At 71.4% G+C, this 15,340-nt stretch carries 13 protein-coding genes; 8 read left to right on the forward strand and 5 right to left on the reverse strand.

Annotated elements, in window-relative coordinates:
- The first annotated feature begins 163 nt into the window (after positions 1-163).
- The 7 genes from ABD080_RS06255 (at position 164) to ABD080_RS06285 (ending at position 7,677) form a co-directional block, all read left to right on the forward strand.
- Entirely contained in the window at positions 164-1,426 is a 1,263-nt protein-coding gene (locus ABD080_RS06255; protein ID WP_343904062.1) for an ABC transporter substrate-binding protein, read from the forward strand.
- A complete protein-coding gene (locus tag ABD080_RS06260; RefSeq protein WP_343904063.1) occupies positions 1,423-2,475 on the forward strand; it encodes a carbohydrate ABC transporter permease in 1,053 nt (350 codons plus the stop codon). The genes ABD080_RS06255 and ABD080_RS06260 overlap by 4 nt, the downstream gene beginning before the upstream one ends.
- Positions 2,472-3,326, forward strand: coding sequence for a carbohydrate ABC transporter permease (locus ABD080_RS06265; protein ID WP_343904064.1), 855 nt, complete (start codon positions 2,472-2,474; stop codon positions 3,324-3,326). Before ABD080_RS06260 ends, ABD080_RS06265 begins: the two co-directional genes overlap by 4 nt.
- Positions 3,323-4,249 carry a glycoside hydrolase family 43 protein gene (locus ABD080_RS06270; RefSeq protein WP_343904065.1) on the forward strand — a complete coding sequence of 309 codons (927 nt, stop codon included), beginning with the start codon at positions 3,323-3,325 and terminating at the stop codon, positions 4,247-4,249. The genes ABD080_RS06265 and ABD080_RS06270 overlap by 4 nt, the downstream gene beginning before the upstream one ends.
- A gap of 152 nt (positions 4,250-4,401) precedes the next feature.
- Positions 4,402-5,751 carry an extracellular solute-binding protein gene (locus ABD080_RS06275; RefSeq protein WP_343904066.1) on the forward strand — a complete coding sequence of 450 codons (1,350 nt, stop codon included), beginning with the start codon at positions 4,402-4,404 and terminating at the stop codon, positions 5,749-5,751.
- A gap of 25 nt (positions 5,752-5,776) precedes the next feature.
- Positions 5,777-6,742, forward strand: a complete 966-nt coding sequence (locus ABD080_RS06280) for a carbohydrate ABC transporter permease (RefSeq protein ID WP_343904067.1) — start codon at positions 5,777-5,779, stop codon at positions 6,740-6,742.
- Positions 6,739-7,677, forward strand: a complete 939-nt coding sequence (locus tag ABD080_RS06285; RefSeq protein WP_343904068.1) for a carbohydrate ABC transporter permease — start codon at positions 6,739-6,741, stop codon at positions 7,675-7,677. The genes ABD080_RS06280 and ABD080_RS06285 overlap by 4 nt, the downstream gene beginning before the upstream one ends.
- A 69-nt stretch (positions 7,678-7,746) precedes the next feature.
- On the opposite strand, the gene ABD080_RS06290 is transcribed toward ABD080_RS06285, so the two are convergent.
- The 4 genes from ABD080_RS06290 to ABD080_RS06305 all read right to left on the reverse strand — a co-directional run bounded on the left by ABD080_RS06290 (position 7,747) and on the right by ABD080_RS06305 (position 11,889).
- Positions 7,747-9,222, reverse strand: coding sequence for a glycoside hydrolase family 43 protein (locus tag ABD080_RS06290; RefSeq protein WP_343904069.1), 1,476 nt, complete (start codon positions 9,220-9,222; stop codon positions 7,747-7,749).
- 185 nt (positions 9,223-9,407) lie between these two features.
- A complete protein-coding gene (locus ABD080_RS06295; RefSeq protein ID WP_343904070.1) occupies positions 9,408-10,001 on the reverse strand; it encodes a dihydrofolate reductase in 594 nt (197 codons plus the stop codon).
- Positions 10,001-10,804: a thymidylate synthase gene (locus ABD080_RS06300; RefSeq protein WP_343904071.1), complete on the reverse strand. Its 804-nt coding sequence runs from the start codon at positions 10,802-10,804 to the stop codon at positions 10,001-10,003. The genes ABD080_RS06295 and ABD080_RS06300 overlap by 1 nt, the downstream gene beginning before the upstream one ends.
- Positions 10,805-10,815: 11 nt before the next feature.
- The gene (locus tag ABD080_RS06305; protein WP_343904072.1) at positions 10,816-11,889 is read right to left on the reverse strand and encodes a LacI family DNA-binding transcriptional regulator; all 1,074 of its coding nucleotides are present in this window, start codon (positions 11,887-11,889) and stop codon (positions 10,816-10,818) included.
- A gap of 139 nt (positions 11,890-12,028) precedes the next feature.
- On the opposite strand from ABD080_RS06305, the gene arfA reads away from it, so the two are divergent.
- The gene (gene arfA / locus ABD080_RS06310) at positions 12,029-13,546 is read left to right on the forward strand and encodes an arabinosylfuranosidase ArfA (RefSeq protein ID WP_343904073.1); all 1,518 of its coding nucleotides are present in this window, start codon (positions 12,029-12,031) and stop codon (positions 13,544-13,546) included.
- A 107-nt stretch (positions 13,547-13,653) separates the two neighbouring features.
- Here arfA and ABD080_RS06315 read toward each other — a convergent pair whose 3' ends face one another.
- Positions 13,654-15,312 (reverse strand): alpha-N-arabinofuranosidase, encoded by a 1,659-nt coding sequence (locus ABD080_RS06315; RefSeq protein WP_343904074.1) that lies wholly within the window; start codon positions 15,310-15,312, stop codon positions 13,654-13,656.
- Between the last annotated feature and the right edge of the window lie 28 nt (positions 15,313-15,340).

Raw genomic sequence — 15,340 nt, forward strand, 5'->3', positions numbered from 1 at the left:
CAGTGCGGACGGGCTGCGGGTCAGTCTCTCCCATCGTTGGCACGGTGGTGGGGGTCGGGCGCGACGCGCCGTGACGTGATCGTGATGCCCATCACCCATGACAACGTGAGAAACTCTGGGCAGCCGCACTGCCGCGGCCTGGGGCTCATCAAGGGAGATGGTCATGTCCACGAAGAATCGGATCACTCGACGCAGTGCGTTCGCCCTGGGCGGCGCGGCCATGGCGGCGGCGGGCCTCGCGGCCTGCGGTGGCAACACCGGCGGCCTCACCGGCGGGGGCGGCAGCGACGGCGGCGGCGGTGCCCTGTCGCAGTGGTACCACCAGTACGGCGAGGAGGGCACGCAGCAGGCCGCGAACTCCTACGCCGCGGACTACACGAAGGCCAAGGTCGCCGTGAACTGGGTGACCGGCGACTACGCCACCAAGCTCTCCACCGCCCTGCTCTCCGGCGGCGGCGTGGACGTCTTCGAGAACAACGCGATCGCCGTGGACCAGGCCGACCAGGGCCGCTACGTGGACCTCACCGACATCGTGGAGCCGGTCAAGGACCAGTTCAACGAGGCGTCCCTCGGTCCCGTGAGCGTGGGCGACAAGATCTGGGGCATCCCGATGATCGTCGACCCGCAGCTCTTCTACTACCGCAAGTCCCTCTTCGACGCCGCCGGCATCTCCGTGCCCGAGACCTGGGACGACCTCGTCTCGGCCGTCGCCGAGCTCACCACGGACAAGCAGAAGGGCCTGTTCCTGGGCAACAACTTCGACGCCAACAACTGGGCGATGGTGTGGGCCGCGGGCGGCTCGCCGCTGAACGAGGCCAAGGACGCGGTCGCCTACAACACCCCCGGCTACGCCGAGGGCCTGGGCGCCGTGCAGAAGATGAAGAAGGACGGCAACCTGCTCACCGGTGCGCCGTCGGACTGGACCGACCCGGCGGCCTTCTCCTCCGGCCTCGCCGCGATCACCTGGGGCGGCTGCTGGGAGCTGCCCGCCCTCGAGAAGGAGCACGACGACATCGGCGTGTTCCCGCACCCCGCCGTCGGCTCCGACGGCAAGCAGGTCGCCTTCATGGGCGGCTGGAACGCGCAGGTCGCCGGCAACTCGGAGAACATCGACGCGGCCAAGGAGTTCGTCAAGTGGCTCTGGATCGACCAGACCGAGCACCAGACGGACTGGTCCCTCAGCTACGGCTTCCACATCCCGCCGGTCACCGCGACCGCTGACCAGGCGGAGGCGCTCAAGTCCGGCAACGGCCTCGAGATCGCGACCATGGCCAAGGAGATGGGCGTGACCGGCACCCCCGAGTGGACCGGCGCCATGGACACCCCGCGCGCGGACGCCGTCAGCAACATCCTCAAGAACGGCGCCGACCCCGCCGAGGAGCTCGCCAAGGCGGAGAAGGCGAGCAACGAGGCGATCGCGAAGTGAGCGCGCAGGCCTCCGCCCCGGCGACCGGCGCGGCCACCGGCCGCGGGCGGCGTCGGGCGGCCGGCGGGGCCGACGCCCGCGGGAGGAAGTCCCCGGACCGCTCCGGGCCCACCCGCATCAAGGGCAACGGCCTCGCGTTCTGGCTGTTCACGACTCCGTTCCTGGTGGGCCTGCTGGTCTTCACGATCGTCCCGCTCATCTGGGGCGCACTGCTGAGCCTGTTCGAGGCCAAGGGCACCGTGCTGCCCACCGACTTCGTGGGCCTGGCGAACTTCCGTCACTTCCTCGTGGACACGGCGTTCCTGAAGTCGCTGCGCACCTTCACCGTCTTCGCGATCTTCATCGTGCCCGTGACGATGGTCTGCTCGCTCGGCCTCGCCGTGCTCATCAACGGGCTGCCGCGCTTCCAGGCGTTCTACCGCTCGGTGTTCTTCCTGCCCACCGCGTGCAGCTACGTGGTGGCCTGCGTGGTGTGGCGGCTGTCCCTGTTCAACGGTCTCGAGTCCGGGATCGCGAACCAGGTCCTCTCGGCGCTGGGCATGTCCTCGATCTCGGAGTGGCTCTCCGCCTCCCCGTACTGGTGGATCGTGCTGGTCTCCGTGCGCCTGTGGCTGCAGGTGGGCTTCTACATGCTGCTGTTCCTCGCGGGGCTGCAGGGCATCCCCACCCAGCTCTACGAGGCGGCGGCGGTGGACGGCCTCAGCCCCGGCGGGCTGCGCATGTTCCGCCACATCACCCTGCCGCAGCTGCGCACGACCTTCGCGGCCGTGCTCCTGCTGCTGCTCATCGCGGCCTTCCAGGCCTTCGACGAGTTCTACAACCTCACCGGCAACAACCCCGAGACGAGGCCGCCGCTCGTGTACCTCTACAACATCGCGCTCGGCTCCCAGCAGGACTTCGGCACCGGCTCCGCGGGCGCGCTCGTGCTCACGGCGATCATGGTCGTCGCGGGCCTGCTGCAGACCAGCTTCGTCGGCTTCGGCAGCAACGACGACGGGCGCCGCCGCTTCGGTCTGCGCCGGCGCGGGGCGAAGGAGGTGCAGCGATGACCGCCCAGATGCACATCGTGGGCAGCGGGCGCCGCAGCCTGGGCCTGACCCTGCGCTACGTCATCGCCTCGGTGCTCGCGCTGGTCTTCCTCATCCCGTTCTACGCGATGATCAAGACGGCGCTGTCCACCAACGAGGAGATCTACACCAGCGACTTCACGCTGTGGCCCAAGGACCCGCAGTGGCAGCGCGTGCCCGAGCTGCTGTCCGATCCGATGTTCCTCACCGCGCTGAAGAACTCCGCGATCATGGCGGTGGTCTCCACCTCGCTGACGATCCTCATCGCGGCGCTCGCCGGCTACGCCCTCGCCCGGATCCCGCACCGCGCCGCGAAGCCGCTGTTCGTCCTCGTCATCGTGGTGCTGCTGGTCCCGGCGACCACGGCGTTCGTCCCGAACTTCATCATCGTGGCGAGCCTGGGCTGGATCGGGACGCTGCGCGGCCTGATCATCCCGGGGCTGTTCAGCGCCTTCAACGTGTTCCTCTTCCGCCAGTTCTACCTGGGCTTCCCCCGGGAGGTCGAGGAGGCCGCGTACATCGACGGCGCGGGCTCCTTCCGCACCTTCTTCACCGTCGTCTTCCCCAACACGCTGCCCTTCGCCTCCGCGCTCACCGTGCTCGGGCTGATCGGCTCGTGGAACGCGTTCCTGTGGCCGCTCGTAGTCGCGGGCAACGGGCAGGGCGCGATGACGGTGCAGATCTACCTGTCCTCGTTCCTCACGGCGCAGACCTTCGACTACGGCGGGTTGTTCATGGCCGCGACGATCAGCCTGCTGCCGGTGCTGCTGGTGTTCTTCATCCTGCAGCGCTTCCTCGTGGCCGGCATCGCGGCCACCGGGCTGAAGGGATGAGCGCGGCCGTCCCCGCCTGGGACGTGCCGCTCGCCGACCCCGACGTGGTCCGCGTGCCCGGCGGCTGGATCGCCTACGGCACCGGACCCGTCGAGGACGGCCGCGCCGTGCCCGCGGCCGTCAGCACGGACCTCGTCACCTGGCGCGGGATCGGGAACGTCCTCGAGGCGCTCGCGCCGGAGTCGGGGGAGTCCTACTGGGCGCCCGAGGTGTGTGAGCGGGACGGCGCCTGGTGGATGTACTACTCCGTCGGCCACGACGACCGCGGCCACCTGATCCGGGTGGCGCGGGCCGACGTGCCCGAGGGGCCCTTCCGCGACCAGGGCGTGGTCCTCACCCCGCACGAGCGCTTCGCGATCGACGCGTCCCCGTGCCGGCTGCCCGACGGGCGCTGGTGGCTGTTCCTCGCCAGGGACGTGCTGGACCACGAGCGGCCCGGCACCCACCTCGCGGGCGCCGAGCTGCTCACCCCCACCACCCTCGGCCCCGTCCACGAGGTGCTCGCCCCCTACGACGACTGGCAGGTCTTCGCCCACGACCGACCCATGTACGGGCAGGTCCTGGACTGGCACACGCTCGAGGGCCCGCACGTCGTGGTCGCGGGGGAGCACCTGCTGCTCACGTTCTCCGGCGGCTCCTGGCAGGGGGAGGGCTATCGCACCGCCTGGGCGTGGTCGCGCTCGCCGGAGGGTCCGTGGACCGTGCCGGGCGGGGGCGAGGACGTGCTGCTGCGCACCGACGAGGAATTCATCGGCCCCGGCCACGACTCCTGCACGGTGGGCCCGGACGGCCGGCCCGTCATCGCCTTCCACGCCTGGGACGCCGCGGGCACGGGGCGCTACATGCACCTGCGCGAGCTCGAGGTCGAGGTCGACGGGCCGCACCTGCGGGTGGGCGGGCCGGTGGGAGGCGCCGCGCGCTGACATCCTCGCGGGCCCTAGTGCCGAGGGGCCCCGCGGGGGTGTTGACGGTCACTTTACAACGATGTAGATTCCTGGCCGCAGCGCTTGAAACCCGGTGTCGGACCCTGGGGCATCCCGCCCCTGGGCCGCGCCCCCACGAAGAGGTGGACAGGATGACCCAACGCTCCTCGCGCAGCGTCGCAGGACGACGCAGCCCCCGTGTCTCCCGCCGCAGCCTGCTCCAGGGCCTCGGCGGCATCGGCGCGCTCGGCGCGACCGGAGGCCTCGCCGCATGCGGCAGCGCCGGCGCCCAGGGCGTCGGCGACCTCGCCTACTGGCACCTGCTCTCCGGGCCGGACGGCGTGACGATGACCGAGCTCGTCGACGGCTACACGGCGACCGACGGCGCCCCCGGCGTCAAGCAGACCGTGCTCGCCTGGGGCGCGCCGTACTACACGAAGCTCGCCATGGCCTCCTCCGGCGGCCGCGCCCCGGACCTCGCCGTCATGCACGCCGCGCGCGTCCCGGGCTACGCGCCCGGCGGCCTGCTCGACGAGTGGGACCTCGACCTGCTCGGCGAGTTCGGGGTGAAGAAGGAGGACTTCCCCGAGCTCATCTGGGACAAGATGGTCGTGGACGACAAGCTCACCTGCATCGCCCTGGACTCCCACCCGTTCGTCCTCTACTACAACACCGACATCGCGGACGCCGCCGGCGTGCTCGGCAGCGACGGCCTGCTGCTGCCGACGGACACCCCGGAGGACTTCCGCGAGCTCGCCCTCGAGCTCGGCGCGAAGTCCCCCAGCGGCTACGGCCTCTCCTGGGGCTACCTCGGTGACGGCTCCAACCAGTGGCGCATGTTCTCGACCTACTACACGCAGCTCGGCGGCACGATCGAGCTTCCCGAGGGCGGGACCATGCAGTACCAGGAGGAGCTCGTCGTGCAGACGGCGGAGTGGATCCTCTCGCTCATCGACGGCGAGGTCGGCAACCCCGGCAACGACGGCGGCACCGCGATCTCCGAGTTCGCGACCGGCAGCACCGGCGCCTTCTACGGCGGCGTCTGGGAGTCCGGCAGCTACCGCAACGAGGGCGTCCCCTTCGACATGACCGTCATCCCCGGCGTGTTCGGCGAGCCCGCGGCCTACGCCGACTCCCACTCCTTCGTGCTGCCCCACCAGAGCAGCCCGGACGATACCAAGCGCCGTGCCGTCCACGAGATGGTCGCCTACCTCCTGAAGAACTCGATCTCCTGGGCGGGCGCCGGTCACATCCCGGCGTACTCCCCGGTCGTGCAGGACCCGGCCTACGCGAAGCTGATCCCGCAGTCGCACTACGCGGACGCGATCGACCACCTCGTCTACGACCCGCCCGCCTGGTTCACCGGCTCGGGCAGCGACTTCCACACCTACTTCGGCAACGACATGCAGAACGTGTGGGCGCGCCGCACCTCCCCGCTCGAGGGCTGGAACGCCTTCGTCGCCCGCATCAACGACCTGCTCGCCAAGCCGAGCCCGATGTGATCCGCCTCGTCGAAGGAGACGTGAGATGACGACCGCTGACGGCGTGACCGTCCCCCGCACCAGCCCCCGCCCGAACGCCGCCCTCACGGGCGGCCCGATCAGCGAGGGGCGCCGCCGGCGCCGCCGCGCCGAGAACATCCGGGGCTGGGTCTACTGCCTGCCCTTCCTCATCGCCTTCGGGCTCTTCCTCATCTGGCCCACGATCTACGGGCTGTGGATGAGCTTCACGGGCACGAGCCTCGCCGGCACCAAGACCGGCTTCGTGGGCCTCGCGAACTGGACCGAGGCGCTCGGCGACGCGAACGTGTGGACGTCGCTCGCCAACACCGCCGTGTTCACCGTGCTGTCCTCGATCCCGCTCGTGCTCATCGCCATGGGGCTCGCGATCCTGGTCAACGTGGGCCTGCCGGGGCAGTGGTTCTGGCGCCTCGCGTTCTTCCTGCCGTTCCTGCTCGCCTCGACGGTGGTCTCGAAGTTCTGGAACTGGATGTACAACCCGCAGCTGGGCCTCGTGAACACGGTGCTGGGCTGGTTCGGGATCACCGGCCCGGCCTGGCTGCAGGATCCGAGCACCGCGATGATCTCCGTGGTGATCACGACCGTGTGGTGGACCATCGGCTTCAACTTCCTGCTCTACCTCGCCGCGCTGCAGAACATCCCCGACCAGCTCTACGAGGCCGCGAGCCTCGACGGCGCGGGCCGCTGGCGGAAGTTCCGCTCGATCACGGTGCCGCAGCTCGCCCCGACCACCGTGCTGGTGCTCGTGCTGCAGCTGCTGGCCTCGCTGAAGGTCTTCGACCAGATCTACCAGATGACCTCCGGCGGCCCTGGCGGCGATACCCGCCCGGTGCTGCTGTACATCTACGAGGTGGGCTTCACGGGCTACCGCCTGGGCTACGCCTCCGCCATCTCCTACATCTTCTTCTTCATGATCATCATCGTCTCGCTCGCGTACATGGTGATCTCCTCTCGACGGAGCGTGAAGGCATGAGCGCCGCGAACCCCACCACCAGCCCCGCCCTCCCCGCGACCCGCGGGAAGCGCCGTGCCGACGCCGCCGAGCGCGCCGCGGCGACCACCGCCGCCGGCCGACGGCGGCGCCGCACCGACCCCGCCCGCGTGGTCGCCTTCGTGATCCTGCTGGTCCTCGCCCTGGCGTGGCTCGTGCCGGTCCTGTGGGCGGCGCTGACCTGCTTCAAGACGGAGGCCGAGGCGGCCGCGCTGCCGGTGACGATCGTGCCGGAGAGCGGCTTCACGCTCGACGCGTACATCACCACGCTGACCTCCGGCCAGGTGCCGCGGTGGGCGTGGAACAGCCTTCTGACCTCCACCGCGATCACGTTCATCACGGTCGTGATCTCGGCGCTCGCCGGCTACGCGCTCTCCCGCATGGAGTTCGTGGGCCGCAAGGCGATCGTCGCGCTGATCCTCGCCTCGATCATGATCCCGGGGCAGATCCTCATCGTCCCGCTGTTCCAGCTCATGCTCGGGCTGAACCTCGTGGACACCTACTGGGGGATCATCCTCCCGCAGGTGGTCGCGGCGCCGATGGTCTTCATCCTCATGAAGTTCTTCGACCAGATCCCGCGCGAGCTCGAGGAAGCCGCCCTCATGGACGGCGCGAGCCGCCTGCGGATCCTGTGGAGCATCGTGCTCCCGCTGTCGCGGCCGATCCTCGGCGCCGTCTCGATCTTCGTGTTCATCGGCGCCTGGAACAACTTCCTGTGGCCGTTCATCGTCGTCAACGACGCAGACCTCATGACCCTGCCGACGGGCCTGCAGACGGTCATCAGCGCCTACGGCATCCAGTACGCGCAGAACATGGCCCAGGCGATGCTCGCGGCGCTGCCGCTGATCATCGTGTTCCTGTTCTTCCAGCGTCAGATCATCAAGGGCATCTCGACGACCGGCATCGCCGGCACCTGATCCCCGGTCCTCCCATGCGGCGGCGGCGCTCCCCACGCGGGGAGCCCCGCCGCCGTGCGTCCGGCCCGCTCAGACCTCGCGGCTGCCCCAGAGGGCGCGGCCGTCGGGCCCGAGCACGGTGAAGGTCGGGGTCCAGGCGTCGAGGCCGTCGTGCCAGCCGCGGGTGAAGGTCCCGTCGAAGCGCGCGCCGTCCAGCTCGATCACGGCTCGCCCGGAGCCCTCCGCGCGCCAGCGGCCCTGCACGGCGCCGGTGACGGTGCCGTCGGCCCCGAGGGTCACGGGGACCGAGTCGGTGACCTCCGCGGAGATCGCGCGGCCGTGGTCCACGAGCTGCCAGTCGCCCACGATCTCGTCGCGGCGCAGGCGGGCCTCGCGGGCGGTCGCGGCGGGCTCCCCGGCGTAGCGGTGCGGGGAGGGGACGAGCCAGCCCGTGCGGGTGAGGTGGAGGCGGTGCACGCGCACCTCGTGCTCCTCGCCGCGGCCCGGGAATCGCGTGTGGAGGATCAGGAAGGACTCGTCGGTCCCCGGCCGGGTCCAGGCGGAGACGTGGCCGGGGGAGACGTAGCCCTGGCCCTCGGCGCCGTCGCGCTGCGTGAAGCGGTGGTTCCCGAGGAGCTTCACGGCGTAGGGCTCGATCGAGGCGTCGTCGAACAGCGGCAGGGAGGGGTCGGAGCGGCACTCGCGCAGGTCCTGCCCGGCATGGTCGAGGTAGGGGCCCTCGACGGAGCGGGAGCGGCCCACGCGCACGTTGTAGCCGCCATCGGCGTCGAGCCCGCCGAAGGTGACGAAGAGGTAGTAGTAGCCGCTCTCCTCGGAGCGCAGGATGTACGGCGCCTCGATGCGGGAGTGGTTCCCGCCCACGAGGTGCACGCCGTAGCCCTGGCCGGGGACGGGCCGGCCGGTCGCGGGGTCCAGCTCGAGCAGGAAGATCCCGCCGGAGTAGGAGCCGTAGACGAGGCGCAGCACGCCCTCGGCGTCGACGAAGGCCTGCGGGTCCACGACGTTGGGGTGCACGAGCGCGTCGTAGATCGTGCCGTCCTCGCTCTCCTGGTCCCACTGGCCCGAGCGCAGGAAGATGCCCTCGTCGCGGTAGGGGCCGGTGATCTCGTCGGCCACGGCGGAGCCGAGGGCGGAGCGCGGGGAGCTGCCCTCGCACGCGCAGTAGTACATGCGGTAGCGGCCGTCGTCGGCCCGGTGGACGTCCGGTGCCCAGAGCGTGGTGGTGCTCGCCCAGTCGAAGGCCTCGGCGAGCTCGACCGTGACGTCCTCGAAGAGCGGGTTCTCCGGGGTGACGAGATCCGCGACGCCGGTCCAGCGCAGGAGGTCCGGCGTGCGGGCGGCCGCGAGGTGGGAGCCGAAGACGTACAGCTCGTCGCCGGCGGCGACGATCGAGGGGTCGTGCACGGAGATCTCGGCGAACGCAGGATCGGGGAGCGTGCGCCGTGGTGGGGCGGCGGTCGCGGCGGGGGTGGCCACGGCCGCGGCACCGGTGGCGGTGAGGGCGGCGGCCGAGCCGATCAGGGTGCGGCGGGAGAGCGTGCTCATGGTGACTCCTTCGTCGGTCCGGGCCGGCGCCGGTGACGGCGTCGCCGGTGCTGCGGGCCCGGGGGGAGGGGTGCGTGCGAGTGGTCGCACGGGGCACTGCGGCAGGACGTCGGCGTCGCTGCCACGAGCAATCTACAACGTTGCAGAAGTGGGGGCCAGAGGTGACCGGGACGCAGGGGGGGGCGTCAGGGGAGGAGCGGGCCTCGGGGGAGGGTGGGGGCCGCGCGGTGGTGCGTGAGGATCCGGTAGCGCAGGCCGGACCTGCTCTCGTGCCACCCCTCTGCGGGCTCGGAGGCACGCAGGGCGAAGCCCGCGGGGATCGCGGGGGCGAGGGTGTCGCCCTCGACGTCCAGGTCGATCTCGGTGACGACGAGGAGGTCCGCGCGGTCCATCGCCTCGCGGTACACGCGCCCGCCGCCGATCACCCAGATCGTGCCGGCGCCCTCGGCGGCCGCGCCGTCGACCGCGGAGGCCCGCGCCGCGAGGTCCTCCCGGGCGAGGTCGAGCGCCTCGTCCAGCGAGCCCGCGCGCAGCGCGCCGTCTGCCGCGAAGCCGGGATCGGAGGTGATGACGATGTTCGTGCGCCCCGGCAGGGGCCGGAAGCGCGGCGGGAAGGACTCCCAGGTGCGGCGGCCCATGACGACGGGGGCGCCCGCGGTGGTCCGCGAGAAGTGCTGGAGGTCCTCCGGGAGGTGCCAGGGCATCGTGCCGCCGGCGCCGATCACGCCGCCCCGGGCCTGCGCCCAGATCATGCCGATGCGCGGTGCGCGCTCCTCCATCAGACCGCGACCGGGGCCTTGATCCCGGGGTGGTGCTCGTAGCCCACCACCTCGAAGTCCTCGAACTCGTAGTCGAGGATCGAGTCCGGGCGGCGGGTGATCCGCAGCTGCGGCGGGGCGAAGGGCTCGCGCGCCAGCTGCCGCTCCACCTGCTCGACGTGGTTGTCGTAGATGTGCACGTCCCCACCGGTCCACACGAAGTCGCCCACCTCGAGATCCGCCTGCTGGGCGACCATGTGGGTGAGCAGGGCGTAGGAGGCGATGTTGAAGGGGACCCCGAGGAACATGTCCGCGCTGCGCTGGTAGAGCTGGCAGGACAGCTTCCCCTCGTGCACCTCGAACTGGAACAGGGCGTGGCAGGGGGCGAGCGCCATGTCGGGGACGTCGGCCGGGTTCCAGGCGGTGACGATGTGCCGGCGCGAATCGGGGTTCGTACGGATCTGCTCGACGACCTGCGTGATCTGGTCGACGACGCCGCCGTCGCGCGTGGGCCAGCTGCGCCACTGCGCGCCGTAGACGGGGCCGAGCTCGCCGTCGGCGTCCGCCCACTCGTCCCAGATGCTCACGCCGCGCTCCTGCAGCCAGCGCACGTTCGTGTCGCCGCGCAGGAACCACAGCAGCTCGATCGCGAGCGAGCGGAAGTGCACGCGCTTGGTGGTGATCAGCGGGAACCCCTCGGAGAGGTCGAAGCGGATCTGGCGGCCGAACACGCTGCGCGTGCCGGTGCCGGTGCGGTCCGACTTGTGGGTGCCGGTGGCCAGCACGTCGCGCAGGAGGTCCTCGTACGGGGTCGCGATGTTCATCGGGTCCATTCTCACCCCTGTGAGGGGGCCGCGGCTGTGCTCTCGCGCACCACGAGGTCGTAGGGCGTCATGACGGTGCGGGGCGGGCCGTCGTAGCCGCCGATCCGCTCGATGAGGAGGTCCAGCACCGTGGTGGCGAGGGCCTGCTTGTCCGGGGAGACGGTGGTGAGCGGGGGAGAGGTGAAGGGGGCGTCGGGCGTGTCGTCGTAGCCGATCACGGCGACGTCCTCGGGCACCCGGCGGCCGTGGCGGCGCAGGCACGAGAGCACGCCGATCGCGAGGTCGTCGTTGCCGCAGACGATCCCGTCGACCTCGGGCAGGCGCTCGAGCAGGGCCTCGGCGCCGTCGGCCCCGTCCTGGCGGTGCCAGTCGCCCACCTCCTGGATCGTCGCCGCGGAGGGGTCGAGGCCGTGGGCGGCGAGCGCGCGCAGGAAGCCGTCGCGGCGCAGCGTGCCGGAGCTGTGGGGCTGCACGCCGTGCGCGGAGGGGATCGCGCCGAGGAAGGCGAGGCGCCGGCGCCCCTGGTCCAGCAGCAGCGAGGTGGCCTCGAAGGAGGCGCCCTCGTTGTCGATCTTCACGTAGTCGCAGCCACGGGGCAGCTGCTCGGGGAGGTGCTCGCCGATGAAGACGGTGGGCTGGCTCGTGCGCTCCATGCGCGCGAGCTCCTCCTCCCAGAGCTGCAGCGGGTTGAAGATGACGCCGTCGCCGAGCACCCGCTCGAAGCCCTGGAGCACGGTGCGCTCCGCCTCCGGCCCGGCGGAGGTCGTGTGCAGGACGACGGTGCGCCCGCGGCGCTGGGCCTCGTCGATGAAGGCCTGGGCGATGTCGGAGTAGTAGGTGAAGGTGAGCGAGGGCAGGGCGAGGGTGATGAGCCCGCTCGCGCCCGTGCGCAGCTGCTGGGCGGCGGCCTGGGGGCGGTAGCCCACCTGGGCGATCGCGGCGAGCACCCGATCGCGGGTCGCCTGCTTCACGTAGGGGTAGTCGTTGACCACGTTGGAGACGGTCTTGATGGAGACCTGGGCGATCTCGGCGACGTCGCGCAGGGTCGGGGGGCGCTGCGGGAGCGGTCGGGGCGGCGTCGGCATGGGCAGATTCTTGCACCGACCGGCGTGCATTGACGTGCGGGGGCAGACGTGGTGGGATATCTGCAACGTTGTAGAGACGCTCCGCGCCCGCGAACGGCACCCCTGCCGCCCACCCTCTGCAGACAGGATGCGCACACCGATGTCCGCCACCGTCACCCTGACCCTCCACCCCGCGTTCTCGGTCGCCCCCGTGCGCCGGCGCACCTTCGGCGCCTTCGTCGAGCACCTCGGCCGCTGCGTCTACACGGGCATCCACGAGCCCGGCCATCCCACGGCCGACGCCGACGGGTTCCGCGGCGACGTGCTCGAGCTGACCCGCGAGCTCGGCGTGAGCAGCGTCCGCTACCCCGGCGGCAACTTCGTCTCCGGCTACCGATGGGAGGACGGCGTGGGCCCCGTCGAGGAGCGCCCCGCCCGCCACGACCTCGCCTGGCACTCCACCGAGCCCAACACCGTGGGCCTCGACGAGTTCATGACCTGGGCGGAGAAGGCCCAGGTCGAGCCGATGTACGCCGTGAACCTCGGCACCCGCGGCATCGAGGAGGCGCTCGACGTCCTCCAGTACGCGAACGCCCCGCAGGGCATCGCCCTCTCCGACCAGCGCGCCGCCAACGGCCACCCCGATCCCTACGGCATCCGCATGTGGTGCCTCGGCAACGAGATGGACGGCCCCTGGCAGGCCGGCCACAAGACGCCCGAGGAGTACGCGCGCATCGCGACCGAGACCGCGCGTCTGCTGCGCCAGGAGGACCCGGACCTCGAGCTCGTCGCGTGCGGCTCCTCGAGCTCCTCGATGGAGACCTTCGGCGCGTGGGAGAACATCGTCCTCACCGACGCCTACGACTACGTCGACATGATCTCCGCGCACGCCTACTACGCGGAGAAGGACGGCGACCAGGCCTCCTACCTCGCCTCGGCCGACGACATGGACCACTTCATCGACTCCGTCGTCGCCACCGCCGATCACGTGCGCGCGAAGCTCAAGAAGGACAAGCGCATCATGATCAGCTTCGACGAGTGGAACATCTGGTACCAGCACCGCGCCGAGTCCCGCCCGCCCCAGGGTGACGACTGGCCCGTCGCCCCCGTGCTGCTCGAGGACACCTACAACGCGATGGACGCCGTGGTGTTCGGCAACCTGCTGATCTCCCTGCTGCGCCACAGCGACCGCGTGGCCTCCGCCTCGCTCGCCCAGCTCGTCAACGTGATCGCCCCGATCATGACCGCGCCCGGAGGCCCCGCCTGGAAGCAGACCACCTTCCACCCCTTCGCCCTCACCTCGAAGCACGCGGTGGGCCAGGTGCTCGACGTGCGCCTGACCGCGCCGAGCTTCGAGAACCCCCGGTTCGGCGAGAGCTCGACCGCGGATTCCGTCGCCACCTGGGACGAGGAGAGCGGCGCGCTCTCCCTCTTCGTCGTCAACCGCGGCGCGGAGCACTCCCTCGCCCTGGACGCCGACCTCACCGGCTTCGGCGACCTCGAGCTCGTCGAGGCCCTCACCCTGCACCACGAGGACCCCTACGCGGCCAACACCCAGGACGCCCCCGAGACCGTGGTCCCCGCGGCCAACGGCTCGGTGACCCTCACGGACGGCCACCTCACCGGTGACCTGCCCGCGATCTCCTGGACCCTGGTCCGGCTCGCCCGCCGGGCCTGACCCCCGACGCGGTCCGGCCGGGTGAGCGTCCCCCGGCCGGGCCGACCCCCTGACGCACAGCGGCCGCCCCTCCTGCGAGGGGCGGCCGCTGCGTGCTCCGGGCGGGGTCAGGCCAGGTCGAGGCTGATCGTCGCGTAGGACGCCGCGGGCAGCTCGACCTCGAGGCCGCGCGCGTGCGGGCGGATCGTCGTCAGCTCGCGCGGCGCGACGGCATCCGGCGCGGCGGGCGTGTTGTGCGCCGCGGTGGACTCCGCCGCCAGCACCTGCCCGCTGTGCGCGGTGACCTCGGCGCCGCGCAGGTCGAGGACCACCGTGCGGGACTCGGTCGCGTGGAGGTTCGACAGCGAGACCAGCGCGGAGCCGTCCTTCGTCGAGGCGCTCGCCGAGAGCAGCGGCAGCTCGCGGCCGTCCACGCTCGCCGCGGCCTCCGGCAGGGACACGTGCACCGGGAGGGCGGCGGCGTCGTGGTGCCCCGCGTTCATCGCGAACACGTGGTACGTGGGCGTGAGCACGAGCGCCCCGGTCTCCGGGTCCGTGAGGATCATGGCCTGGAGGACGTTGACGGTCTGCGCGATGTTCGCCATGAGCAGGCGGCCCGCGTGGCGGTGGAAGGCGTCGAAGTGGATCGAGGCGACGAGCGCGTCCCGCAGGGTGTTCTGCTGGTACAGGAACCCCGGGTTGGTGCCCGGCTCGACGTTCCACCAGGTGCCCCACTCGTCGAGCACGAGGCCCACCTTGCGGTACGGGTCGTAGCGGTCCATGACGGTGCTGTGGCGGGCGAGCAGCTCGTCGATGTACGAGGCGCGGGAGAGCGCCGCGTACCACTCGTCCTCGGTGAACTCGGTGGCCGATCCCTTGTCCGTCCAGGGGCCGGTCATCGTGTAGTAGTGCAGCGAGACGGCCTGGAAGGGCGCGGGGTCGCCGTCGGCCTGCCGGCCGAGTCCGTCGCCCAGGGCGCGCATGAGCACCTCGGTCCAGTGGGTGTCGCCGTCGTGGGCGCCGGCCGCGATGCGGGTGACCTCGTTGCCGGCGTGGTCGCGCACGTACGTCGAGTACTGGCGGGCGAGGTCCGCGTAGGCCTCGGCGGACATGTTGCCGCCGCAGCCCCAGGCCTCGTTGCCGATGCCGAAGAAGGGCACCGTCCAGGGCTCGTCGCGGCCGTTGCTGCGGCGCAGGGCGGCCATGGGGGAGTCGTCGGAGCGGGTGAGGTACTCGATCCACTCGGACATCTCCTGCACGGTGCCGGAGCCGACGTTGCCGTTGACGTAGGCCTCGGTGCCCAGCAGCTCCACGAGGTCCATGAACTCGTGGGTGCCGAAGGAGTTGTCCTCGACGACGTCGCCCCAGTGGGAGTTGACCATGCGCGGCCGCTCCTCGCGGGGGCCCACGCCGTCCTTCCAGTGGTACTCGTCCGCGAAGCAGCCTCCGGGCCAGCGCAGGTTGGGGACCTGCAGGGCGCGCAGGGCGGCGACGACGTCGTCGCGGATGCCGCGGGTGTTCGGCAGCTCGGAGTCCTCGCCCACGAAGAAGCCCTCGTAGATGCAGCGGCCCAGGTGCTCGGCGAAGTGTCCGTAGACGTGGCGGCTGATCGTGTCCCCGCCCTGGTCGAGGTCGACGGTCACCTGCGCGGGGCCGGCGGGCGCGGGCGGCGGGGCCGGGGTGCCCGATGCGCCGGCGGCGCTCGGGGCGGGGGCCTCCGAGGCAGCGGGCGCGGCGAGCGCGGAGGTCAGCGCTGTGGACAGCGAGCGGCGACGATTGCTGGTCATGGGTGCTCCTGGGAGGGCGGCCGGGGCC

It is taken from the genome of Brachybacterium rhamnosum, from assembly GCF_039526185.1.
Taxonomy (GTDB): domain Bacteria; phylum Actinomycetota; class Actinomycetes; order Actinomycetales; family Dermabacteraceae; genus Brachybacterium; species Brachybacterium rhamnosum.